22 protein-coding genes and 1 tRNA gene are annotated in these 26306 nt (G+C 37.2%); 10 read left to right on the plus strand and 13 right to left on the minus strand.

The window, feature by feature from the left end; all coding sequences use genetic code 11:
• Nucleotides 1-353 precede the first annotated feature (353 nt).
• The 9 genes from DWA31_RS14725 to rlmE form a co-directional block, all read right to left on the minus strand.
• Nucleotides 354-1241 (minus strand): DMT family transporter, encoded by an 888-nt coding sequence (locus tag DWA31_RS14725; RefSeq protein WP_210725608.1) that lies wholly within the window; start codon nucleotides 1239-1241, stop codon nucleotides 354-356.
• Nucleotides 1242-1649: 408 nt separating this feature from the next.
• Complete coding sequence (locus DWA31_RS17745; RefSeq protein WP_114327338.1) at nucleotides 1650-1838, minus strand: DUF1289 domain-containing protein; 189 nt, start codon at nucleotides 1836-1838, stop codon at nucleotides 1650-1652.
• Nucleotides 1839-2206: 368 nt separating this feature from the next.
• Nucleotides 2207-2291: transfer RNA gene (locus DWA31_RS14735), tRNA-Leu, on the minus strand.
• A gap of 72 nt (nucleotides 2292-2363) precedes the next feature.
• A complete protein-coding gene (gene secG, locus DWA31_RS14740; protein ID WP_114327339.1) occupies nucleotides 2364-2768 on the minus strand; it encodes a preprotein translocase subunit SecG in 405 nt (134 codons plus the stop codon).
• Nucleotides 2769-2770: 2 nt separating this feature from the next.
• Nucleotides 2771-3541, minus strand: coding sequence for a triose-phosphate isomerase (tpiA, locus tag DWA31_RS14745; protein WP_114327340.1), 771 nt, complete (start codon nucleotides 3539-3541; stop codon nucleotides 2771-2773).
• 166 nt (nucleotides 3542-3707) lie between these two features.
• On the minus strand, nucleotides 3708-5045 hold the full coding sequence (gene glmM / locus DWA31_RS14750; RefSeq protein ID WP_114327341.1) for a phosphoglucosamine mutase: 1338 nt from the start codon (nucleotides 5043-5045) through the stop codon (nucleotides 3708-3710).
• Nucleotides 5046-5440: 395 nt separating this feature from the next.
• The gene (folP, locus tag DWA31_RS14760; RefSeq protein WP_114327390.1) at nucleotides 5441-6289 is read right to left on the minus strand and encodes a dihydropteroate synthase; all 849 of its coding nucleotides are present in this window, start codon (nucleotides 6287-6289) and stop codon (nucleotides 5441-5443) included.
• A 126-nt stretch (nucleotides 6290-6415) separates the two neighbouring features.
• On the minus strand, nucleotides 6416-8386 hold the full coding sequence (gene ftsH / locus DWA31_RS14765) for an ATP-dependent zinc metalloprotease FtsH (protein WP_114327391.1): 1971 nt from the start codon (nucleotides 8384-8386) through the stop codon (nucleotides 6416-6418).
• A 155-nt stretch (nucleotides 8387-8541) separates the two neighbouring features.
• Entirely contained in the window at nucleotides 8542-9168 is a 627-nt protein-coding gene (gene rlmE, locus DWA31_RS14770) for a 23S rRNA (uridine(2552)-2'-O)-methyltransferase RlmE (protein ID WP_114327342.1), read from the minus strand.
• Between the two features lie 86 nt (nucleotides 9169-9254).
• On the opposite strand from rlmE, the gene yhbY reads away from it, so the two are divergent.
• Complete coding sequence (yhbY, locus tag DWA31_RS14775) at nucleotides 9255-9551, plus strand: ribosome assembly RNA-binding protein YhbY (RefSeq protein ID WP_114327343.1); 297 nt, start codon at nucleotides 9255-9257, stop codon at nucleotides 9549-9551.
• Between the two features lie 234 nt (nucleotides 9552-9785).
• Here yhbY and DWA31_RS14780 read toward each other — a convergent pair whose 3' ends face one another.
• Together DWA31_RS14780 and DWA31_RS14785 are read right to left on the minus strand one after the other, a co-directional pair.
• The gene (locus DWA31_RS14780; protein ID WP_245942635.1) at nucleotides 9786-10622 is read right to left on the minus strand and encodes a hypothetical protein; all 837 of its coding nucleotides are present in this window, start codon (nucleotides 10620-10622) and stop codon (nucleotides 9786-9788) included.
• Between the two features lie 70 nt (nucleotides 10623-10692).
• Entirely contained in the window at nucleotides 10693-12441 is a 1749-nt protein-coding gene (locus tag DWA31_RS14785) for an alkaline phosphatase family protein (RefSeq protein ID WP_245942636.1), read from the minus strand.
• Nucleotides 12442-12624: 183 nt separating this feature from the next.
• Here DWA31_RS14785 and DWA31_RS14790 point away from each other — a divergent pair, with 183 nt between their 5' ends.
• From DWA31_RS14790 to DWA31_RS14830, 9 genes are all read left to right on the plus strand, one after another.
• Complete coding sequence (locus tag DWA31_RS14790; protein ID WP_114327344.1) at nucleotides 12625-14163, plus strand: arylsulfatase; 1539 nt, start codon at nucleotides 12625-12627, stop codon at nucleotides 14161-14163.
• 259 nt (nucleotides 14164-14422) lie between these two features.
• Complete coding sequence (locus tag DWA31_RS14795; RefSeq protein ID WP_245942642.1) at nucleotides 14423-16582, plus strand: tetratricopeptide repeat protein; 2160 nt, start codon at nucleotides 14423-14425, stop codon at nucleotides 16580-16582.
• Between the two features lie 106 nt (nucleotides 16583-16688).
• Nucleotides 16689-17654 (plus strand): AAA family ATPase, encoded by a 966-nt coding sequence (locus tag DWA31_RS14800; protein WP_114327346.1) that lies wholly within the window; start codon nucleotides 16689-16691, stop codon nucleotides 17652-17654.
• Between the two features lie 10 nt (nucleotides 17655-17664).
• The gene (locus DWA31_RS14805; RefSeq protein ID WP_114327347.1) at nucleotides 17665-18639 is read left to right on the plus strand and encodes a DUF58 domain-containing protein; all 975 of its coding nucleotides are present in this window, start codon (nucleotides 17665-17667) and stop codon (nucleotides 18637-18639) included.
• A 1-nt stretch (nucleotide 18640) separates the two neighbouring features.
• Nucleotides 18641-19195, plus strand: coding sequence for a DUF4381 domain-containing protein (locus DWA31_RS14810; protein WP_114327348.1), 555 nt, complete (start codon nucleotides 18641-18643; stop codon nucleotides 19193-19195).
• On the plus strand, nucleotides 19188-20303 hold the full coding sequence (locus DWA31_RS14815; protein ID WP_114327349.1) for a vWA domain-containing protein: 1116 nt from the start codon (nucleotides 19188-19190) through the stop codon (nucleotides 20301-20303). The genes DWA31_RS14810 and DWA31_RS14815 overlap by 8 nt, the downstream gene beginning before the upstream one ends.
• Nucleotides 20303-21292, plus strand: coding sequence for a VWA domain-containing protein (locus DWA31_RS14820; RefSeq protein WP_114327350.1), 990 nt, complete (start codon nucleotides 20303-20305; stop codon nucleotides 21290-21292). The genes DWA31_RS14815 and DWA31_RS14820 overlap by 1 nt, the downstream gene beginning before the upstream one ends.
• Nucleotides 21286-21999, plus strand: a complete 714-nt coding sequence (locus DWA31_RS14825) for a tetratricopeptide repeat protein (RefSeq protein ID WP_210725610.1) — start codon at nucleotides 21286-21288, stop codon at nucleotides 21997-21999. The genes DWA31_RS14820 and DWA31_RS14825 overlap by 7 nt, the downstream gene beginning before the upstream one ends.
• Nucleotides 21992-23368, plus strand: a complete 1377-nt coding sequence (locus DWA31_RS14830) for a BatD family protein (protein ID WP_114327351.1) — start codon at nucleotides 21992-21994, stop codon at nucleotides 23366-23368. The genes DWA31_RS14825 and DWA31_RS14830 overlap by 8 nt, the downstream gene beginning before the upstream one ends.
• 194 nt (nucleotides 23369-23562) lie before the next feature.
• Here DWA31_RS14830 and DWA31_RS14835 read toward each other — a convergent pair whose 3' ends face one another.
• Together DWA31_RS14835 and pheT are read right to left on the minus strand one after the other, a co-directional pair.
• On the minus strand, nucleotides 23563-23856 hold the full coding sequence (locus DWA31_RS14835; protein ID WP_114327352.1) for an integration host factor subunit alpha: 294 nt from the start codon (nucleotides 23854-23856) through the stop codon (nucleotides 23563-23565).
• Nucleotides 23857-23859: 3 nt separating this feature from the next.
• On the minus strand, nucleotides 23860-26298 hold the full coding sequence (gene pheT / locus DWA31_RS14840) for a phenylalanine--tRNA ligase subunit beta (protein WP_114327353.1): 2439 nt from the start codon (nucleotides 26296-26298) through the stop codon (nucleotides 23860-23862).
• Nucleotides 26299-26306: the final 8 nt, after the last annotated feature.

The following is a 26306-nucleotide window of genomic DNA, read 5'->3' on the forward strand; positions in this document are numbered from 1 at the left end:
TGAACATCCTGAGCGATGGTCAAAAAAAGAGAGAAACTGGCAGCCAATAGGCGCTGTGGAGTTAAATCCAGAGCAGCACAAAGAAGCTGCTTAACAATTTAGGCGACAACTGCCTTGAAAAACGCCGGCTGCGTTTATAAATAGAAATATAATTCAAAGAAGAAGCTTCATATTTATCATAACTTAAAGTTTCTCAGATCGTGATACCATCCAGCCTTTAGGTGTTTGCCCTAATTTACACTATGGCTGAAAACAGCAATTTGAAGCTATGGGAAGTCCAGTAAGTAATCTGGCAGTGTTTTGAACACAGGTGGTTACTCATTTCTAATGCACTGTTAATGGTATGCATGTCTTTATTTAGCACTTTTTTGAGTAAAGTAATATTTACCTAAAACCACCATTAATATTCCACTAAGCACTATGATGGCTGAAATAACGAGACGAATTGTGATTAGCTCAGACACAAATATAACACCGCCTATAGCTGCAATCACAGGAACAGACAATTGGATAACAGCAGCTTGTGTTGAAGTTAAATCGCCAAGGGCGACATACCATATGGTATAACCTACGCCTGATGTTATAGCTCCTGATATTATCGCTAATACTATTCCTTCGAATGAATAACTCATATTTTGCATGGTAAATAAAGCTAATAATGTGACAAAAGGGATTGTTCTTAAAAAGTTATAAGTTGTATCCATAAGCGGATTTTTAGAGCCTCGCCCTTTTAAGGTATAAATGCCCCAGGATATTCCAGAGACTGTCATTAATATAAAACCATTAATTGATGGCGTAGTTATATTTGGAAGAATGAGATAAATAAGCCCAGTGAAAGCGAGGAAAACCCCTGACCATTCAATAAGGTGTAATCGCGTACCAGAAATGAGTGATAGCATTATCATTGTAATCTGAACAGAGCCAAATAGAATAAGTGCGCCTGTACCTGTATCGACAGAAAGGTAAGCATATGAAAATGTTATTGCATAAAGAAACAACGTAAAACTAGCAGTCCAACTGCCTTTAGATGATGCTCCTTTGTTACTCCCTTTGATGCTCCCCTTAATGCTTAAGATGATAAAAAGAGCAATAGCTCCTGATAATAGTCGAATTTCCGTAAAACTTGATGCGTCAATCGCTTCATTACCTAACGCTAAACGACATAGTACAGAATTTGCAGCGAATGCAATTAACGCCAAGCCTGTAAGTAAGCTTGTTTTTAAAAAAGACTTATTGTTCATATATACCCGTTACCATTCAAGATGCAGGTTTCAGAGTGCTTGAGCGATTTCAATTCAAGGCGCTGTGATGTAATAATGGTTACTCCCTTATAAATCACAGCAACGATGAAGTGATATTGCTCAAGCCCTTCTTCGATGGGTTTAAAAGTAATTTATGCTACGTTATTAAATTAAAGAATGGAACAACCATTCTATAAATTTAATGCCTTGCTTAAATGGCTTTTAATTCCCACTGAAATCACGCACTTTGAATGATTACGGGTATATACCCATTTAAAACATATCACCCTAATAATGGACAAACTATTGTTGACTAAAATGTTGATGGATGAAAACAGCTAACTGTTACTTTCTCATTTGTTAGCTTTCTATATGGTTGATTTACCAACATTAAAAACATTCTAAACTTTATTGTGAATGCAACGCTATCTTTTTTTTACATCTAATGACTATATCTATTTTTTCGTCTTCCGATTTGTCTAGCCAACCCGTAATCTCTGATGAAGACCTATAACACCCCATACAAATATCACTTTCATCTAGATCACACTGACCTATGCAAGGGGTAATTACCTTTGTACTATTTCCTATAAACATATTAGCAATACTCTAATCATGAACAAAACACATGGCAGTATATTGTTTTTTATTTAAATGTCATTAAGAATCAGTGTTTGCATCTCTCTTAAATTAACCTATTTAAGCCTACGTCCTAACGAAGAAAAAACGTGGCTTTCCAAACTACGCCACAAACTAGTAGAAGTAGCTTCTGCTATTTTAGCCTTTTTCAATTATAGTCATTTGAGTAGTACTTGATTCATTCAAAGGAAACCTGTACTACTGACCGTACTACTAAAACCTAAGATATCACCATCTTCTAAGGACTACTTCGGACATAAAAAAACCGAAATCCCTTATTTCTAAAGGTCATTTCGGTCTTTATTGGTCTTGTTAGTTCTATTTAATGGTGCGGACAGGGGGACTTGAACCCCCACGACCTAAGTCATTAGCCCCTCAAGCTAACGCGTCTACCAATTCCGCCACGTCCGCGCACTATTAAATATAAACGGTCTAATGTTGTAAGTTATCTTGCTAATATTGAGGTTTATCAGCTAACTTAAATTACTTGGGTACATCACTATCATTATTTTTAGTAACAGGTGCATCAGAAGCTGGTACATCACTATTTCCACTGATAGTAGACTCCGCACTTTCACCTGGAATAGCATCAGTAGCAATTGTTTGTTCACTCACAGGAGCACTTAGATTATTCCATTCATCAACTGCTTTAGTTCTGTTAGCCGTTAAATTACCTAAAACTAAGCTAATAACAAAAAAGGCAACCGCTAACCAAGTAGTCGCTTTAGTTAAGAAGTTACCTGAGCCACCAGAACCAAAAACAGTAGCTGAAGAGCCTGCACCAAAAGATGCTCCCATATCAGCCCCTTTACCCTGTTGAATTAGCACTAAACCAATTAACGTTAAGGCAATAAGTACATAGGCAATAATTAAAACTTGATAAAACATTTTTACTTTCCTTTAGCTGTTGAGCAAATCACTTTAAATTGTTCAACTTGTAAACTAGCACCACCAATAAGACCACCGTCTATATCAGGTTGTGCGAATAATTCTTCACAGTTTGACGCATTCACGCTGCCACCGTATAACAAAGGCACTTTATCCGCCACATTTGCATTAACTTTAGCTAAAAACTGGCGAATAAATTTATGTGTTTCTTGTGCCATCTCGCTTGATGCTGTTTTACCAGTACCTATTGCCCAAACAGGCTCATAAGCGATAACAACATCAATAAATTTTTCAATACCTACTTCATCAATTACTGGTTGTAATTGCGATGCTAATACTGTTTCTGTTTGTTCTGCAACACGCTCTGCTTCGCTCTCACCAATACATAAAATAGGTGTTATACCTGCTTTTAGTGCTGCATTCACTTTATGCGCAATTTGCGTAGACGTTTCTTTGTAGTAACTTCTACGTTCAGAGTGACCTATGATAGCAAACTCTACCGATAATTCCTGCAACATTTGTGTGGAAACTTCACCCGTATAAGCACCGCTTTCATGAGCACTTATATTTTGAGCGCCAACATGGATTACTTTATCTAATTTATTTACTTTCGCCTGAGAAATCAATTCAGATAAAAAAGGAAAGCTCGGGCAAATAACAACATCAACATTTTCTTGAAGTTCAACCGACGTTAAACCATCAATTATGGTGTTTATTAAAGCTAAACCGCCATTCATTTTCCAATTAGCTGCAACGATTGCACGTCTAGCCATTTTTATTCCCCTTGCTACTCTTCAACGCATTGTAAAATAAAGCCGCGAGATATTAACCAACATAGGATTAAGTTACAAGTGATAAGTTAAAATCAATCAACTTTCTGCTAATATCGTGCTCAACTGCTGTTTTTTACAACACAAAAAATTAAAACAGTAAAACTGGTTAACTCGCTAACTTCACTGAGTCAGCAATTTCATGTGCTAAGCTAGTTACTTCATCAAGTTCAGGACCTTCTACCATTACACGTATTAACGGCTCTGTACCTGATTTACGCAATAATACCCGACCACGACCAGATAATTGAGCACTAGCCTTATCAACACAAGCTTGAACACTTGACGCATTAATAGGGTCACCACCGCCAGAGAAGCGTACATTAACAAGTATTTGTGGCAACATGGTCATGCCTTGTCGTAATTCAAATAACGATACCTTACGCTGACAAACAGCTGTTAGTACGTTAAGTGCAGCGATAATACCATCCCCTGTAGAGGTATGATTTAAATTGATAATATGACCAGAATTTTCAGCGCCTAATTTCCAACCTTTTTCTCTAAGCATTTGCATTACATACCTATCACCAACATTACTACGAGCAAAAGGTATATCAAGCTGCCCTAACGCTAATTCAAGGCCCATATTACTCATCAAGGTACCAACAACCCCCCCTTGCAAGTTACCTGATTTTAAATCATTACACGCGATAATATAAACCGCTTCATCGCCATCGATCACATAGCCAGTGTGATCAACCATCATTAAGCGATCACCATCACCATCAAGCGCGACTCCTAAATCAGCTTTGTGTTCTATCACTGCAGCTTGTATTTGCTCCATTGATGTTGCGCCACAACCGTCATTTATATTAGTACCATTAGGCGATGTGCCAACTTCAATAACAGTAGCGCCTAATTCACGAAAAACATTCGGTGCAATATGGTAGGTTGCACCATGGGCACAATCAACAACAATGGTTAAGTTTTGCAAAGATAACTGGCTTGGGAAATTACTCTTACAAAATTCGATATATCGACCTGCCGCATCTTCAATACGATTTGCTTTACCTAAACCCCCTGACTCTACACAACCCATCGGTTTATCTAATTCAGCTTCAATGGCAATTTCCACATCATCAGGTAATTTCTGACCATCTTGTGAGAAAAATTTGATGCCGTTATCATAAAAAGGGTTATGAGAAGCACTGATAACAATACCGGCTTCAGCACGAAATGTTTTAGTTAAATAGGCAATGGCTGGGGTAGGCATTGGCCCAAGCAAACCGATATCAATACCTGCAGCAGAAAAGCCAGCTTCAAGTGCGGATTCAAACATATAACCAGAAATACGCGTATCTTTACCAATTAACACTTTTTTTGTGCCTTGTGCCGCCAATACTTTACCGGCTGCATAGCCTAACTTCATAACAAACTCAGGAGTAACTGGGTATTGACCTACTAAACCACGTATACCGTCAGTACCAAAATATTTACGATTAGACATTTTTATTCTTCCTTTAATCTTTGCTTAAAGCGTTTAGCTTTAACATTTTTATACTGTACTAATGTATACCCGTTCTACTTGAAGATGCATGATTCAGCTGGAATTAGAAACGCTTTTAGGCAAGGCATTGATTGAAGAGAATGGTTACTCCCTTCTCAAAATCAATAACGCAGCATAAAACGCTTCTAAACCAGCCCTTTGGGGAAGGCTGAGCAAATCATATTCTGCGTTACATTTCTTTTTAAGGACGCTACATGGAAGTAGCTTATTAGAGAATGCAGGAGCATATTCTCCTGAATAACCCTTAATAAAAAAATGCGCCTTGATTATGAATCGCTCAGGCTTCCTGAAACGAGCACCTTCAAGTGGAACGGGTATATTACATTAGTAAGCGGTCATATTTGATATTTAGCAACCGCTTTTAAAATTTTTATTGCATCCACACTTTCTTGTACATCATGAACACGTATAATATTAGCCCCCTGTTGAATGGCAACTATTGCTGCGGCCAAACTACCCGCTAAGCGTTCATTCACATCTCTATTCAATAAGTTGCCGATCATTGATTTACGGGAAATTCCTGCTAACAGCGGTAAGCCAAGTGCCTTAAACTCAGTAAACTTAGCAAGCACTTCATAATTGTGTGCGACTGTTTTACCAAAACCAAAACCGGGATCCAACACTAATCGCTCTTTATTAATGCCACTTCGTTCACAGCAGTTAATGCGCTGTTTAAAGAACTCAAGTATATCATCAATAATATCCTTATATTGTGGGTTTTCTTGCATTGACCGTGGCATGCCTTGCATATGCATAAGGCAAACAGCAATGTTGCTTTGCGCAACAACCTCAAGGCAACCTTCATTTTGCAATGCGCGAACGTCATTAATCATATCAGCACCATAGATAATGGCTTCAGACATGACTTCAGCTTTTGAAGTATCAATAGACACATTGATATCAAAGCGTGATTTTATTGCTTTAAGTAATGGAATGACACGAACAATTTCATCTTGCACCCTTACATCAACGGCACCAGGACGTGTAGACTCCCCTCCGATGTCGATAATATCAACACCCTGTTCAATCATTTGCTCTACTTGTTTTAATGCACTATCAAAGTGAGTAAATTGCCCACCATCAGAAAAAGAGTCAGGTGTAACATTCAATATTCCCATTACTTGGACAGTATCCAATTGATTTTTTATTGAGGCACTGAAGTTTGCTTGCGTAGTTTTTGACATCATGATTTATTTTTATAACTAATTTTATAACCGGTTTTATAAAATAAAACCTCGATGTTTCTATTAAACATCGAGGTTTTTATTTCTTTATTATTTTCATAATCTATTGAAAATAATAAATATTAACTACTTAGCAGGTGTATCACTGCTTGGCTCAGATAAATCAGGGCTTGGCTTTTCTTTCACTATATCTTCTTTTTTAGCCGCAGTATCACCACTATCACTTGAATTGCTGTTTGAATTGCTGTTTGAATCTGAGCTATTGTCATCCCAACCAGCAGGTTTACGAACCTCAGTTCTCGCCATCAAGTCATCAATTTGCAACGCATCAATAGTTTCATATTTCATTAGCGCATCTTTCATCGCATGTAAAATATCTAAGTTATCTTTGATTAATGTTTCTGCTCGGTCGTAGTTGCGATTAACAACAGCTTTTATTTCTGCATCAATTAATTTCGCTGTCTCGTCTGACATGTGTAGCGACTTAGAAGACGTACGCCCTAAGAATACTTCACCTTCTTCTTCAGCAAAAAGCATAGGACCTAATTTCTCAGAAAGCCCCCATTGAGTAACCATTTTACGGGCAATATTAGTAGCGCGTTCAATATCATTTGACGCGCCTGTTGATACTTTATCACTACCGTAAATAACTTCTTCGGCGATACGACCACCATACAAAGAAGAAATGTTACTTTCTAAATGTTGCTTAGAATGGCTGAATCTATCTTGTTCTGGTAAGTACATAGTTACACCCAACGCACGACCACGTGGAATAATACTTACTTTATATACTGGATCATGATCTGGCACTAATCGGCCAATAAGTGCATGACCTGCTTCATGGTATGCAGTCATTTCTTTTTCAGACTCTGACATCACCATTGATTTACGTTCAGAACCCATCATGATTTTATCTTTAGCGGTATCAAATTCATGCATACTAACAACACGACGTGATGTACGGGCAGAGCATAATGCAGCTTCATTCACTAAGTTAGCTAAATCGGCACCTGAAAAGCCTGGTGTACCACGAGCAATAACAGACGCTTTTACATCATCCCCTAAAGGAACTTTACGCATATGCACTTTTAATATTTGCTCACGACCACGAATATCAGGTAACCCGACAGTTACTTGGCGATCAAAACGACCTGGACGTAATAATGCAGGGTCTAATACATCTGGACGGTTAGTCGCAGCAATAACAATAACGCCTTCATTACCTTCAAAACCATCCATTTCAACTAGCATTTGGTTCAACGTTTGCTCGCGTTCATCGTGACCACCACCCATGCCTGCACCACGTTGGCGACCTACGGCATCAATCTCATCGATGAATATAATACAAGGAGCTGCTTTTTTTGCTTGCTCGAACATATCTCGAACACGCGAAGCACCAACACCAACAAACATTTCAACAAAGTCTGAACCTGAAATAGTAAAAAACGGTACTTTTGCTTCACCAGCAATCGCTTTTGCTAATAACGTTTTACCTGTACCCGGCTGACCCACCAATAAAATACCTGAAGGAATACGACCACCTAATTTTTGGAATTTTGTTGGCTCTCTTAAGTAATCAACTAATTCAGCGACATCTTCTTTGGCTTCATCACAACCCGCAACATCAGCAAAGGTTGTTTTTATTTGGTCTTCACTTAATTGACGCGCCTTAGATTTACCAAAAGACATAGCACCTTTACCGCCGCCACCTTGCATTTGACGCATAAAGAAAATCCATACGCCAATGAGTAAGATCATAGGGAACCACGAAACAAAAATTGTGGTTAAAAAGCTGGTTTCTTCAGGAAGTTTACCTTGTGCACGCACACCTTGTTTCACTAAATCATTAATTAAGTCACGATCATAGCCACCAGGGATAACGGTTTTATAGCTTTCGCCACTACGTTTTTCACCAGTAATTACACCATTCCTATCAACATTAGCATCACGAATCTGTCCTTGACGAACATCGGTGATAAATCGTGTGTAATCCGTCTCATTTTCAGTGACTGTATTAGGTGAAAAGCTCTGAAAAACAGACATTAACACAACGGCTATAACTAACCATAAAATAATATTTTTTGCCATATCACTCAACTTCATGACCTCTTTGGGGTTGATAAATTTATTAAAACAATACTGTATAACTTTATTGTGTCTAATTTACTATAATTCAAGGGTAGTAGCCATTTAACTTTAGTCACCATTTACAACTAGTAACATAATATCCGTTAGTTTCAAGTAACAAACAGTTATTTAAAATTAGTAGCCACTAAATAAACTTCACGAGAACGAGCTCGAGATGACTCTGGTTTACGAGTTTTAACATTTTTAAATACAGTGCGAAGCGCTTTCATATAATCTTCAAAGCCCGCCCCTTGAAATACTTTGACAACAAAAGCACCATTAGGTTTCAATACCTGATGACACATATCCAAGGCTAATTCCACTAAATACATACTACGCGCTGAATCAGCACTTTCATTACCTGTCATATTTGCCGCCATATCAGACATAACAACATCAATGTTTTTTCCATTAATACGCTGAAGCAAGGCATCAAGAACTACCTCTTCACGAAAGTCGCCCTCTAAAAAGTCAACACCAGCAATAGCATCCATAGGTAAAATATCACAGGCAATCACCTGCCCTTTATCACCAACAACCTTAACAGCATATTCAGACCATCCCCCAGGAGCGGCGCCTAAATCAACGACCTTCATGCCCTGCTTAATAAGTTTATCTTTATTATTTATTTCTTCAATTTTAAAGATAGCACGTGAACGTAAGCCAAGCTTTTTAGCTTTTTTAACATATTCATCTTCAAAGTGTTCATCAAGCCAACGCTGTGAACTATTGGTATGTTTTTTCTTTACCATGTTTATTTTCTACTATTTATAGATATTAGCTGTTAGATAAGGGTAAAATAGCGTTAATTCAAGTTAACAACTATCGAAATTTATTAATGAACTTAAATAAAAAGCAAATTCAATACTTAAAAGGTGTTGCCCACCCACTAAAACCTATTGTTTTATTAGGTAATAATGGCTTAACTGAAGCTGTTGTAGCCGAAATAGATTACGCACTTAATCACCATGAATTGATTAAGGTAAAAATCCCAACTGATGATAAAGAAACTAAAGGGTTAATTGTTGAAGCAATTTGCCGTGAAACTAAATCAACTAAAATACAAGTGATAGGTAAAACGTTAGTCATTTATCGTCAAAGTGAAGAACATAAGATCCGAATTCCTAAAATTTAAAACAAAATGGTAAGCGACAAGTTAATGTTTGTCGCTACTTAATACCCGTTCCACTTGAAGATGCATGATTCAGCTGGAATTAGCAACCTCTTTAGGCAAGGCATTGATTGAAGAGAATGGTTATTCAGGATAATGTGCTCCTGAATAACCCTTAATAAAAAAATGCGCCTTGATTATGAATCGCTCAGACTTCCTGAAACGAGCATCTTCAAGTGGAGCGGGTATATGTATTTGCTATATTGGAAAACTAAACAATATTCGGACAACATTTATATTTTCACTAAAGCGATAGCTAAGCCCTATTGTGTCAAATCCTGCCCATGAATAACCAATAGTTTTATCAAACTTCATCGTTACACCAAATTCAACGCTATTTGATAAACTGACTTTACTTTGCTCTGGTGTGCTTTGCGTAGAATTTATTAATACATCAAAATCAACTTCGGTGAAATACCAAAATGCTGTAGCAAATATTCTTGGTTGATACGTATATCCAAACAGTTGATATTTAACAGGTAACCCTATATCTACACCGAGTTGTATAGCAGCATATAAATCAGCTGCGTCATAGTTAAGCCCATCATATCCAGCATAATAAATACGACTAGCCCAAATAGAATCAAATTCATTAACAGTAAAAGAATAAAGACTAGAAATACCGCCAGAGTGGACTAAAACATTTCTATTTGTCGTTAAATTTCGCGCATACCCAAGGTCAAGGTAACTTTCAATAACTAAATTTTCTGTGTACTGATAATTTAATTGAATACCTGGTGTAAGCGATAATGTACCAACACTGTCTGGAAAGTCTAAATCCGGTATATTTTCAAAATTAAAATCAAAGAAACCAAGTGAAACTGGTAACCTTAAGCTATAGGTCGTTGCACCTTCTTTTCCCAACACTAAAGAAAAAGGTAAATTAATTAACGTTGCATCTTGTCCTGTTGTGTGATAAATGCCACTACCTAAGTAATTAGAATAGGCGTAATGAACGGGGTCAATATCATTAGCTTGGCTAGGCAATGAAAGGAAAACTAAAAAACTAGCAAAAAATATACGAATAATAAACATTAGATCCTAAATTGACTTAAACATAATAAAAACACCTTTCTTATTGTTATACGATAACAACTATTATCGATTAATCATTAAGCTGATTAATAACTTCGATTAAAACTTTACCTTGCGCTCCTGATGGTGCTTTTATTCCTAAAATTGCTGATAAGGTCACCGCTATATCAGTAGTACTTACCCGTTGATAAATAATGTCGTCATCAATATTAAAACCGGCAAAAACAAGAGGCACGAAGGTATCATACCCCCAAGGAGAACCATGAGTTGAAGCGACACTTAACCCTTCCATATCAGCAACAAACCGATGGGCCTCAAGAACAATGTAAATATCTCCTGAGCGATTTTCACTGTGATTATTGGCAACCAACGTATGTAAATAATCTTGTGATGTATTTCCCGACTCTATATCAGTACTCGTTACTGCAAGGGCAACACCATCAAATTTAGAAACCTCAGCAGCAACTACTTTTTGTACTTGCTCAAGTGATAACTTACGTCTAGCGATTAAGTCCCTATCAAGATAAATATACGGGTGAAAATAGCTTTTAATTAGCGCGGTATCAAAGCCAAACTGTTTCTTAAGCACTTTCATACTTGGCGCTTTATCCCATTCTTTGGGGGCAACCACATTTTTTTTCATGCCTAATGATGATAAATAAGCGGGTACTTCTGCTGCACCATGATCGGCAGATAGCACAATCAAGGTGTTTTCTAAGCCTACTTTTTTATCAATAAATTTCAGTAAATCGGCAATAGTGCGATCTAAACGCAGCATATTATCTTCTGCTTCTAAACTTGATGGGCCAAAAATATGGCCAACATAATCAGTTGATGAAAAACTTACCGATAGGTAATCGGTAATATTATCTTTTCCTAAGTGCTCATTATTTACCACCGCTTTAGCAAAGTTTAGCGTCAATTCATCCCCTGCGGGGCTGAGGGTTAAAAAGGTATTAAAATAATCATTAGTCATATCACCATACTGATGTGGAAAAGTACGGCCAAAACCAGGAAGTTTAGTTTCCCAAGCTTGATCATCTTGTTTTCCAAATACGTAACTAGACTTAGGTTGGCTTAATTGCCAAGTTTGTTGATGATATTTTTCAGTGGGTTTTTCAGCATTCCAAGCTAATACCCATTCAGGATATTTATCATAATAATATTCGCTAGTAACAAACTCACCCGACTTTTTTGAAAACCAAAAAGCCTTACCCATATGCCCTGCCATAGAAATTGCACCACGGTCTTTTACTGACACGCCAAAGACCTTAGCTTTCCCATTAGAGGCAATCATCATTTCATCACTGAAAGTAGATACCTGAATATTACTTGGCGAACGACCCGAAGATTTAGCGGTACGCTGTGTTGGGTCAATTTCTGTTTTTTGATTTACATCAGCATTGGCAGATAATAATGGGTATCGACTATCTTCAACATTATAAACAAGGCGCTGCAACTTATCATCGTACCAAACATTACCTATCATGCCATGTACAGCCGGTAAGGCACCAGTGGCTATGGTTGAGTGGCCGACAATGGTTTCAGTATTGGCATGGTTATGATGGGCATCTTTATAAACAACACCGTCATTGAGTAAATATTTAAAGCCTCCCTTAGGCATTTTATCTAAAAAGGCGGCTGGCATATCCCCGCGTAATTGGTCGACGGTTATTTGTAAAACTAATTTAGGATTAACAAGTTTTGCAATCACTCCTGAGCTATAGATAAAACCACTTGCAGCAGTTGCTATAGACAGCACATACAACGCTAATTTTAATAAATATGTATTTATTAACGATTTCATTAACAATTTCATTAACAATTTCCTTATAAGTATGTGAACCAAATAACTAAATACTACGTATAATTTACTGTTAAATCATTGCATTTACAATAAAACGTCGTACTATTAATAGCGCAATCTGCGTAGTTAATTATGCAGATTATTATTTTAGAGCGTAATAATTAAAATTTTTTTGGTAATTAAAGGATGAACATAATGATGAAAAATAAGTTAAAGATGTTGATGATGGGTGCAAGCCTAATCGCAACATCAGCTGCCCAAGCGGCTGAAAAACCAAATATTTTATTTTTCTGGGGTGATGATATCGGTCGAACCAATATCAGTGCCTACAGCCACGGAATTATGGGCTATCAAACACCAAATATAGACAGTATTGCCAAAGAAGGCATGATGTTCACAGACTATTACGGCGATCAAAGTTGTACTGCGGGTCGTTCTACATTCTTAACAGGCCAATCTGGCTTACGTACAGGTATGACAAAAGTTGGCTTACCTGGCGCTGCAGAAGGTATTCAAGATAGAGATATCACCATTGCCGAGATGCTAAAGGCTAAAGGTTATGTAACAGGTCAATTCGGTAAAAACCATTTAGGTGATCGTGATGAACACTTACCAACTAATCATGGTTTTGATGAGTTCTTTGGTAATTTATACCATTTAAATGCTGAAGAAGAACCGGAAGATCCAGATTACCCTAAGGATCCTGCATTCAAGAAAAAATTTGGACCTCGAGGTGTTATTCACTCATTTTCTGATGGTAAAATTAATGATACCGGACCATTAACACGTAAACGCATGGAAACTGCAGATGATGAATTTGTTGCTGCTGCACAAAAGTTTGTTGCAAAAGCAGTTAAAGCTAAAAAACCATTTTTTGTTTGGGTAAATACTGCAGGAATGCATTTTAGAACGCATATTAATCCCAAGCATGTAGGTCTATCTGGTCAAGGATTTTATAATGATGTAATGGTTGCACATGATAATCATGTAGGAATGATGTTAGATCAATTGGATAAGCTTAAAATTGCTGACAACACCATCGTAATGTACTCAACGGATAATGGCGTACACTTCAATACATGGCCTGATGCTGGTATAACGCCATTCGCTGGTGAAAAAAATAGTGAAAAAGAAGGCGCATACCGTGTTCCTATGATGGTGCGCTGGCCTGGAAAAATTAAAGCAGGCACTGTTTCTAATGAGATAATGGCCCATTTAGATTGGATGCCAACCTTAGCAGCTGCCGCTGGTGATAATTCACTTAAACAAGATATGCTTAAAGGCGATCGTCGTTTTGGTGATAAAAAGGGTAAAATTCATCTCGATGGTTTTAACATGTTACCTCATTTAACCGGAAAGTCTGATAAAGGTGCTCGTAATATTTACCATTACCTAAACGATGAAGGCTTCCCTGTTGGTATTCGTGTTGGTGATTGGAAAATGACTTATGCTGAAAACCGCGGGAAAACTATGGCTTTATGGACAGAACCATTCCAAATGTTAAGAATGCCTAAAGTCAATAATTTACGTCGTGACCCTTGGAGCAAAGCAGAAGAAAACTCTAACTCTTACTACGACTGGATGATAGATAAAGCACCATATATCTACTTAGGCTTATCTGAAACAGCTAAATTCCTTTCAACATTTGAGCAATATCCACCAAGCCAACCAACGGGTTCTTGGTCAGTTGAAGCGGTTTATGATACTTTTTTGAATAAATCTGAAGGTAAATAACTGACACTTTAAAAGTTAATACATTTAAAAGCCCGAACACTTTTGTTTCGGGCTTTTTATATTGGTATTATCACTAGGTATTAACTTCATTTCTAAAAAAAATAATTTCATTTAGGTAAACAATATTAAAACTCAATTTTTTATTTTCAGCTTATTGTTACTCCCTTTTAGCAATAATGCTATAGAATTTGTTGGCTCTAAAGCCTGTATCGGTTGTCATGAAAAAGCTTACAAAGATTGGCAGGGATCACATCATGACATGTCTATGAAGCATGCCGATAGCGATAGTGTTTTAGGTGACTTTAATAACGCCACTTTTATTTTTAAAGATAAACGAACAATAAAGCCAAATACTTTCTTTAAAAAGGGTGAACAATTTTGGGTTAATATTCAAGATGATGATGGCCTGTTTCACGACTATCAAATTAAATATACCTTTGGCTATAAACCACTACAGCAATATATGGTTGAATTTAACGATGGTCGCGTTCAACTTATTCCTTTTGCTTGGGATTCACGTGCAAAAACAGATGGTGGTCAGCGTTGGTTTAACTTATATCCTGAATTTACTAAAAATCATCAAGATTTCTTCTGGACCAATACTGGTCAAAATTGGAATTACATGTGCGCTGATTGTCATTCAACCAACGTAAAAAAGAATTTTGATATTGATAGCAACAGTTACCAAACGAGTTTTAGTGAAATAAATGTTGCTTGTGAAAGCTGTCATGGTGCTGCAAGTGAACATATCAGTTGGACTAAAGATAAAAAAATCAATAATTTCGGTTTTAATCGCGACTTATCAACTTCGGTAAAGCATTGGCAGAGTGAGAAAGGGAAAACAACACTGACACCCGCTAGAATCAAAAATACTCAACAAGTATTAACATGTGCTCAGTGCCATAGTCGCCGTACTCAAATTAGCAATAATGCTCACATCACTGCCAATAAAGAAAACAATGCTTTTGGTGAGCGCTATCTACTCGATTTAATCACCAGTGAAAACTATTATGCTGATGGCCAAGTCTATAACGAAAACTTTGTATATGGCTCCTTTTTACAATCAAAAATGTACCAAAAAGGTGTAGTTTGTAGTGATTGCCATAACCCTCATACAGCTAAATTAAAATTTCCCATAGATACGCTTTGCTTACAATGCCATCAAGCCGACAACTACGCCTCAAATAATCATCATAAACACCCCGAAAGTTCTAATGGGGCGCATTGTGTGAATTGTCATATGCCACAAACCACTTATATGAAGATAGATGCAAGACGTGATCACGGCTTTCATATTCCCCGTCCAGATTTAGCATTACAACTTGGTACGCCTGATACTTGTTTAAGTTGTCATGAAGATAAAGACAGTAATTGGTCTTTAAGTAACGTCAATGCTTGGTTCCCTAATACCGAGCAACGAATAGCTAAAAAACAGCAAAAAGACTATGCTGCCGTTTTTTCAGCAACAACGATATCACTTTCAAACAAACAATGGCAAAGTGTCGCTTCAGAGTTATCACGTATTGCGCAAACCCTTAGTTATGCACCTATTATTCGCGCCTCTGCGCTAACCAAAATGGCTGACACTTCTAACACCAATACAATAATAGCGATAGCAAGGGGTTTAAAGAATGACAATGAGCTTATCCGGTTGGGCGCAGTAATTGCTTTACAAGGCCGAGGAGCCCAAGAAATACAAGCACAAAAGTGGCGTTTATTATCACCTTTATTAACTGATAAAGTATTAACAGTGCGCACCTCTTCCGCATTTGCTTTAGCTAGCCTTTGGCAACAATTAAATCAAGCTCAGCAAAAACAATTAACACCTGCATTAAATGAATACATAACTAGCCAAGATTTTAATAACGATCGCAGCTTTGCTCATACCAATAAAGGCATAATTTATAGCTATCAAGGTAAGTTTAAACAAGCGATACAATCCTTCAAGCAAGGCATCATTATTGAACCTTATTTTGCTCCCGCTTATATAAATTTAAGCCAAGTACACCGTCAGTTAAAGCAAAATCAGCAAGCTATAGCTATATTAAAGCAAGGGGTTGATGCTAACCCAGAGAATCCGCAGCTACCCTTTGAGCTAGCCATGGCTTTTATTAGAGCTAAGGATAAGCCAACAGCAGCAAATTATTTACATCAAGCAACACAATTAGCACCACAAAATAGTCATTATTTTTATGTATTAGGACTTAGTTTGGAGCAGCAAAATAAATCAAAGGCATATAAGGCATTAACACAAGCGTATAAATTGAGTCAAAATCCACAGCATTTGTACGCATTATGTGAAATGCAAATACGCCATAAAACATTTCAAGCCAAACAGTGTTTGAATAAGTTAGCTAAAGTAGCGCCGGCGAATGTAATAGAACAGTTAAACATACAACTTAACGATGGCAGGAAATAGAAGTAGAAAAATGTACTAAATACTCCATGTACTGTCAAATATGCAGCAGCCCACCATGTTCAAAAAACCTTGGGTATAACAAAGGAATAGTTAAAAGGAAAATATCATGAGCCAAAGTTTACTAGCACTACAACAGTTAAAGCATCAAATTCAACAGTCTGTTATTGGCCAAGCACATGTTGTGGATGCTTTATTGGTGGCACTGTTGACCAATGGTAATGTTTTACTTGAGGGACTGCCCGGCACCGCCAAAACACGTTCAGTTAAAAGTTTGGCTACATCACTAAATATAGATCTTGGACGAGTACAATTTACCCCCGATTTATTACCTTCTGATGTTACAGGTACTGAGGTTTATCAAGAAGTTAATGGCAAGCCAACGTTGACCTTTCAACAAGGACCTATCTTTAATAACATTTTATTAGCCGATGAAATTAACCGCTCGCCAGCAAAAGTGCAAGCTGCACTACTTGAAGCCATGGAAGAAAGACAAATTACCGTAGCGGGTAAAACCTATAAATTACCAGAATTATTTATGGTATTGGCAACACAAAACCCCATTGAGCAAGAAGGCACTTATCCTTTACCTGAAGCACAAATGGATAGGTTTATTATGAAGGTAACTGTTGATTACCCTGATGATGAAGCCGAAGCAAAAATCATCAACTTAGTACGCAGTGAAGAAAAATCGGTATTAACAGTAGAAAAAATAGATCCCGAACATATTTTTACCGCCCGTGATGAAATACATAAAGTTCATATGAGCGATGCCATGGTTGACTATATTGTCGCCATTGTAATGGCTACCCGAAATCCTGAGCGTTACCCTGATTCACCTTTACGAACATGGCTCAGTGTTGGCTCAAGTCCACGCGCCAGTATTTCCCTTGATAAGTGTGCCCGAGCACAAGCATGGCTCAATGATAAAGATTTTTGCGACCCTGATGATGTTCGCTCAATAGTACATAGTGTTTTACGCCACCGTTTAATACTAAGTTATGACGCTATGGCTGACGGTATTACTGCAGATCAAGTAATCGATGAAATATTAAAACAGGTAGTAGTTGCTTAGGGCTAAGCGCATGACCAAAATAAATGATACTCAATCAAATAAAAATTTAGGTGATAGTTTGATCTATGCTGATTTAAACGAGCTAAGGCGTTTGCAGTTTAAAACCCGTGGTTTTTCTTTTATGCCTAATCAACCCGCTAATAGTTTGCTGTCAGGTAAACATGTCTCTAAATTACGTGGGCGCGGTCTTAATTTTGAAGAATTACGCCATTACTGCCCAGGTGATGATATACGCGCCATGGACTGGAAAGTAACCCAGCGCACCGGCAAGCCCCATGTAAAAGTATATACCGAAGAAAAAGAACGTAATGTTTATCTCGCCATAGATCAACGCATGAGTATGTTTTTTGGTAGCAGCCATAAAATGAAATCTGTAATTGCTGCTGAGCTTGCCGCACTCATGGCATGGCGAGTGGTAGAAACCGGCGATAGAGTCGGTGCAATTATTTATAATGATGATGAAGTCAAAGTTGTACCCGCTAAGCGTGGGCGTAATCATGTGGTGACTTTATTAGCTGAGATCATCAAAAAAAATCATCAATTAAATTTATCAAAAAGTTACTTCTCAAGTAGTAATAATAACAATGAAGACGGTAAATCATTCAATAAAATGCTCGAAAAGCTACGGATGATTTCTGGTCATAATGCTTTAGTGATATTAATTGGTGATGGTCATGGTTGGAATGATCAAAGCACGGATCATATAAAAAAAATTCGTCAACATAGTGAAATCATTGCTTGTCATGTTTTCGACCCACTTGAATTAGATTTGCCGAAAATGACACAAATGGTGGTTAGCGATGGTAATAAGCAGATTCAGTTTTCATCCTTAGATAAAAATACGCAGCAAAAGTATCAAACTGAAATTGCCCGTCAACTTAAAGTGTATGACGATACGGCCAAAAAATATCGCATTCCGTTATTATCAATTGATACCTTAACGCCTGTTGATAGCCAAGTGCGTAAAGCTTTTGGGGCACGTTAATATGAACTTTTCAATGATGGCACAAATCACAGTGGCCTCTGTTCAGGCTCATTTTGACAAACCTTGGGGCAATTACCTATTAGAAAAAATAGTTGAAACACAAACTCCTGAGTTTATTAGCTGGTTTCCACAAACTATTGGCTGGAAAATACTCGCAGTTTTCATCTTATTTTTCATTAGTTATAAAGGCTATAAAATCTATAAAATTTATAAAATTTATCAGTCTAATGCTTATCGTCGTGAAGCGTTAAGCTGGTTAGCTCATTGCCAAAAAACAGATGATATTAACCTTTATAAACAACTCCCTGCACTATTAAGAAAAACAGCTTTGAGTGCATTTAAACGCAGTGAGGTTAGTCAACTCACAGGGAGTTGTTGGGAACATTGGCTAGATCAACAATGCCAAAAAACTAGCTTTGTTAGTAGCTGTCCTACCCTTTTACATCAACTGGCTTTTAAACCAATAAATGCAAACACATTAACTAAAAAGCAAAACCAAATATTAATTACACAAGTAACTTTATGGGTAAAATATCATAGGAGGCTAGATGATTAGTATGGCTATTGACTTTAGCACCATAGAATTTGCTTATATTGAATTTTTTTGGCTATTGCCTCTACCGCTATTAGTTGTATGGTTTGCACCTGTTTATAAACAAAAAAAATCCTCAATCAAAGTCCCCTACTTTACCCGTTTAGTTGATGTTACAGGCGAAAAACCGCAAAGTGGCGCAGTATTACTTAATAGAAACAACTTACAGCGTTTATTCACCATTATGGCTTGGTGCTTCATAGTCACGGCTATAGCGAAACCTGAGCATATTGGCGCACCCATTACGCAATCTAAATCTGCTCGCGATTTAATGATAGCAGTTGATTTGTCTGGTTCTATGTCAGTTGAAGATTTTACCCTTAGGGATGGCAGCACGGTTAATCGACTCAGTGCGGTAAAACAAGTATTAAGCAATTTTGCCCAAGGACGAGAACATGACAGATTAGGACTAATTCTATTTGGCGATGCTCCTTATTTACAGGCACCTTTTACTGGCGATATCAAAACTTGGTTGGCCTTACTTAATGAAAGTGAAATAGGCATGGCTGGCCCTAGTACTGCTTTTGGTGATGCCATCGGCCTCGCTATCAGTGTATTTGAGCAGTCCCAAACTAAAAATAGGGTATTAATAGTCTTAACCGATGGTAATGATACCGCTTCACGTGTGCCGCCCGTTGAAGCAGCTAAAGTTGCTAACGCTTATAACATTAAAATTTATACTATTGCTATTGGCGATCCAGCCGCAGCAGGAGAAGAAAAAGTTGATTTAGCCGTATTAGAAAAAATAAGTGAACTGACCAAAGGGGCAAGTTTTCAAGCACTGAGTAATGCACAGTTACAGCAGGTTTATAATGAAATAAATATCATGGAGCCAGAGTTATTCGATGCAGTATATTTTCGACCACGTACAAGTATCCATCACTACCCGATGATATTAATAGTTTTAATCTATCTGATTTCATTATCTCTGGTTAATCTACGTTTTTACTTCGCAAGAAATAACCTTAATAACAATGATATTGCTAATAAAAACATTAATAACACAAAAGTTTTTACTAACACATCAACAGGCAATCCAAATAGCACAACATCAGCAGAGGTGAATAAATAATGATCTTAGCTGACTTTTTCAACTTTAATCAATTGCAATATTTTCATTTTTTACGTCCTTATTGGCTACTTGCTTTCGTGGCATTATTTATTGTCTTACGCTTTTTTGGCAAACGTGATGATACCTTAATTATGTGGCGGCATGTTATGTCACCAACAATGCTTAACACCCTAACGGTAAAGGGTAATACCAGTCATTGGTTATCACCACAAAAATTATCATTAATTATTTTATTACCACTTTGTTTAATATTAATGGGACCAACATGGCAACAACAGCCCTCACCTTTTAGTGAAGATGAAGCAATACTAATCATCGCTTTAGATGTTTCTGCAACGATGGAACAAAGTGATATTCAGCCCAACAGGTTACTAAGGGCTAAACAAAAAATATTACAATTGCTCGATAAACGCGGGGACGCTAAAACTGCGCTAGTGGCTTTTTCAGGCTCAGCCCATGTAGTAATGCCAATAACCAACGACAGAGAAATGATTCGCCATTTTCTTGATTCATTATCATCAACACTAATGCCGGTAAGTGGCAAGCTACCACAAAGTATTTTGCCAATTAGCCAAAAATTAATAGCGTCAGCTACGGTACCCAGTACTATATTGTTAATCACTGATAGTGCCACGCAAGAAAGCAGTGAAGCATTTAGCCAGTCATTTACCAATGGAGGTGCCTTACATAATAACCAACTTGTTGTTTGGGCTATTGGAAAGTCCGCTGCACAGTTAAGTGATGGTAGTAACATTATCCCCATGCAAGTAGAACAATTGCAAACATTGACAAACGATAGCAATGGTCGCTTAGTATTTATGAGTATTGACACTCAAGATATACAACAAGTTCACCGTTATATTGAGAATAACTTGGTCATAGTCGATGATAAAAATAGGCCGTGGCTTGATTCAGGTTATCCATTCACTTTTGTTGTTGCCTTCATGTTTCTATTTTGGTTTAGAAAAGGATGGGCGCTGCAATGGTAGTTAATAAAATGGCCGATAAGATAAAAGTCACTAAGGCTTTACTAAATCAGCATAAAAAAGCGCTATGGTCACTCATTGTTGCTAGCTCGATATTGCTTATTGCCTTAAGCCCCAACGCCTTTATTGATTTATGGCTAACAAAAAATCAACAAGGTCAGCTACTTTTTAACAGTGCCCGCTATAATCAAGCCAGTAGAACTTTTACGAATAGCCATTGGCAAGCATTTAGCGCTTATGGCAATGAAGATTATCAAAGCGCTGCCACGCTTTATAGCCAGTTTAACGATAAACAAAGTTTGCTCGCCCAAGCTAATGCCCTAGCGCATGGCAGAGAGTATATTAAAGCGCGAAATTTATACCAAAAGATTATTAATAAGTACCCGAACTATCTAGCAGCCCAAACCAACATAAAAATTATCCAAGCAATAATTGATGAAGTTAACCTATTGTCAGAATCGCAAAAGTCTGAGCAAGGTGAGTCAATAAAAGAGCTCGGCGATGAGCCACAAACTGGCGATGGAGCAGAGAAAAAAGAAGCAAGAGCACCCGAATTTGAGCAACTTAGTTCAGATGAATTATTATTAGATGAAAACTTAAATAAAATGTGGCTAAGACAAGTTCAAAAAGATCCAGCAAGCTTTTTATCACAAAAATTTTATTTTCAATTTGAACAAACAAAATCCAGCAAGGAGAAAGTAAATGAATAATCGTTATTTCATTACTTTCCTACTGCGCCAATTTTTCTCTCAAGTGGAAGTAAAAACACATCAAAAATTTTTTCTGTTACTCACCTTAACTATTTTCGGGAGTTTACCTTTTACAACACAAGCGCTCACTATCGAAAATCTAATCAATAGTAATCAACTTACCATTGAAACCCAGATACAGAATCAGAAACAACAAATTGTTGGTCAACCGTTAATTTTTACTGTTGAAGTTTCCACCAATCGGTGGTTTAACAAAGGAACACAACTTAAAACATTTGAACTTACCGATACCGTAATATTAGCGAATAGTGAAATAACGATAAATAGCACAAAAAAAATTAACGGACGTACTTGGTCAAGCCAAACCCGTGAGATAACCTTATACCCGACTCGAAGCGGAGAATACATTTTACCTAGCATCGATGTACTAATTTCTGTTAACACTGAAAATAATGGTGTGGTTGAGGGCATTATCGCCACGACTGAGCAGCCTTTTACAATTTCATTACCAGAAGCTCTGGTAAGCTTAGAAAGCTTTCTTGTATCGACCAAAGTGAGTCTAACTATAGAAGGTTCTTTAGATAAAGAGCACAGTTACGAAATTGGAGAAGCCATTACACAAACCATTACCATTAATGCAACAAACACTCCTGCTATGATGATACCGCCACTCGCAACACAAGAGCTGACTGGCATCAGTATTTACCAAAAACCAGCACAGGTATTTGATAAAGCCAATCGTGGCGAATTACTTGGTACACGTATAGAAACAATTACTTATATATTTGAACAAGCAGGCGATTATAAAATACCTCAACAAATAATTTACTGGTGGAATACGAGCAACAACAAACTTGAAGAAATAATAATCCCTGAAAGCTTTTGGTCTGTAGGTAGAAACAAAAATGATGTAAATAAACCAAATAACAATGCCTTTAGCCTATCTAAAGAACAACTAAAACACTCATTATTTATTTCAACATTAGTTATTTTTATCTCTATTGTACTATTTGTTTTATATCACTATAAACGTACATTATTTATTATATATTCAAAGGTAACGCAATTAGAAAAAAGAACATTGCGTCATGATTTTTTACAAGCTATCACTAAACAAGAATACGCGAAGGCGAACCAATACCTTTATCAGTATTCAATGTTAATGCAAGGTGTTCCAAAAACTCACCATTCACCTTCACGTTTAAGAGCAATACTAAATCAATTAGCTTTTGCACATGAGTCTATTAATTCAAGAAAGATCAACTTCAATCAACAAGATGGAAAAGCTTTATTAAAAGAAATAACAAAAAATAAAATGAGTATAGAAAGCAGCTTAACGATTAATAAAGCGATAGAGTTAAATAAATAAAAGCAAAAAACCACATTAACTTATTAAGTTAATGTGGTTTTTAATATCTTTTCATCTTAACTGAACAATCAATTCCTGAACAACAACATCAGGATAAAGAGTTATAGGCTTGCTTATAAAACAAGCTAAATAGTTTCATTTATTTTTGATCGTAACTAGTAAAATCTATACAAGTAATTAGTTAGCCCTACACACTAATCGCTATTACCGCCTTCAACACGGCTTTTCAATTTTTGTCCTGGTCTAAAGGTGACCACTTTACGGGCAGAAATTGGAATATCTTCACCTGTTTTAGGGTTACGGCCTGGGCGTTCACTTTTTACACGTAAATCAAAATTACCAAAACCAGAAAGTTTAACTTGTTCACCACTTTCTAAGGTTTCACGAATATCTTCAAAAAATATCTCAACCATTTCTTTTGCGTCGCGCTTGCTCAGCCCAACTTTCTCAAATAAATGTTCTGCTACTTCTGCTTTGGTAAGCGCCATTGCTTAGTCCCTCAGTGATGCATTTAACTCAGTTTTTAAGGTTTCAACAACTCGATTGATAACATCCGTGATTTCTTTGTCTTCAAGCGTTTTGTTTGTATCTTGTAATACTAGGGCAATAGCAAGACTTTTATAACCGTCTTCAATACCTTGACCTTGGTATACATCAAACAAGTTTAGATCAATTAAATGATTTCCGCCAACCTTTTCAATAAGTTGTAACACTTTTTTTGCATCAACATCCTCTTTAACCACTACTGCAAGGTCTCTTCTATTTGCAGGAAAGCGAGATATATCACAGGCTTCAGGGATTTTCTGAACTAATATTTCTGATAATAAAAGTTCAAAAATTAATGTTCGTCCATTAAGCCCTATTTTTCGTTCTAATTCAGGATGTAAGGCTCCAACATAACCGACTAAAATACCACTACGAGTAATTTGTGCTGTTTGCCCTGGGTGTAATGACGCAATCTCTGCTTGTGAAAAGTCATAACTTGTTGCATCAGTTGTTAGTGAAAGAAGTGCTTCAACATCACCTTTAATATCATAAAAATCGGCCGCTGCTTTTTCGATACTCCAGTGCTCATCAGTACGGTTACCACCAATAACGCCGGCAATCATATTTTGTTGACGTACACCATTTTCAGCTGACTCATCAGGTACAAAGCGTAATCCACATTCAAATAAACGTACTCTCGATTGCTGACGGTTTTGGTTATAAACAACTGATTGTAATAAACCGGTGAAAAAGCTTAAACGCATTACCGACATTTCTGAAGAAATAGGATGCGGCAAAGTCATGACGGCTTCACCCGGATGCAATAAACTTTGGATTTTCGGATCAACAAAACTGTAGGTGATCGCTTCTTGATAATCTCGGTTGACTAACGTTTGTTTAAGTTTATCAACACTGATGTTTGCTTCTTGTTGCTTAACCATTTTTAACGTTGCTTTTGGCGCAACATTAGGAATATTGTTATAACCAAATATACGAGCAACTTCTTCGATTAAATCTACTTCTATTTTAATATCAAAACGATAAGCAGGCACTACCACTTGCCATACTTTATCACTGCCTGAGTCCTGCTCACTCACATCAAAACCAAGACGAGTGAGAATTTCACTGACTTGTGCATCTTCAATATGATGACCAATACGACGATCTAACATTTTACGACGTAAGCTCACGTCTTTTGTTTGCGGAATGTCTGCATCAGATTTTGCTTCAACAACCGGACCTGCTTGCCCACCAACAATAGCGAGTAATAATTCAGTCGCTCGTTCTATCGCATCATGCTGTAACGTTGGATCAATTCCACGTTCATATCGATGTGAAGCATCCGTGTGCAAGCCATATTGACGTGCTTTACCTAAGATAGCTAATGGTGTAAAAAATGCACTTTCTAAAAATATATCAGTGGAGTTGTTCGTAACACCTGACTCAAGGCCACCAAAAATACCGGCCATGGCTAATGCTTTGCCGTTACCTTCAACACCAGTATCAGCAATAACTAACGTACCTTCTTTTAATGTGACTTCGTTTTCATCTAATAATGTTAATTTTTCGTCTTTATTAGCGAAACGTACGTTAATGCCCCCCTCTAGCTTTGCCAAATCGAAAGCATGCATAGGATGCCCCAATTCAAGCAATATGTAGTTAGTTACATCAACAACAGGGTCTATTGAACGTGTACCGCAACGACGCAGTTTTTCTACCATCCATAGTGGCGTCGTTGCATTAGGGTTAATTCCCTTGATAACACGACCTAAGTACCGAGGACATGCTTCGTTAGCGTCAATATTAATCGTAATTGCATCATCAATCGTTGGTGCTGTAGCTGTGATTATTGGTTCAGTAACTTCTAAAGAATTCAACACACCTACTTCACGCGCTAGGCCTTTAAGACCTAGACAATCACCACGGTTAGCCGTTAAATCAACATCAATGGTAACGTCATTTAAATCTAAATATTCACGTACACAAGTACCTAAAGGCGCATCATTAGCTAATTCCATAATGCCATCTGAGTCATCGGCTAAACCAATTTCAGATTCACTACACAACATACCAAAAGATGAAACACCACGTAATTTTGCTTTCTTAATTTTAAAATCACCTGGTAATACTGCACCAACAGTAGCAACGGCTACTTTCAAGCCTAATCGGCAGTTTTTGGCACCACAGACAATATCAACCAATTCGCCTTTTTCTACCGTACTAGAACTATAATCGCCTAAACTAATTTTTGTTACTTGCAGTTTATCTGCATCAGGATGTGGACCACATTCAACAACTTCACCAACAATAACGCCAGTAAACTCACCAGCAACCGGATCAACGCCGTCTACTTCAAGGCCAGCCATAGTAATTTGATGAGCTAATTCATCAGATGAAAGTGCAGGATTTACCCACTCACGTAACCAAGATTCACTAAATTTCATTTGTGGTT

Origin of the sequence: Candidatus Colwellia aromaticivorans (genome assembly GCF_003333305.1) — a bacterium.
In the GTDB taxonomy this organism is placed as follows: Bacteria; Pseudomonadota; Gammaproteobacteria; order Enterobacterales; family Alteromonadaceae; genus Colwellia; species Colwellia aromaticivorans.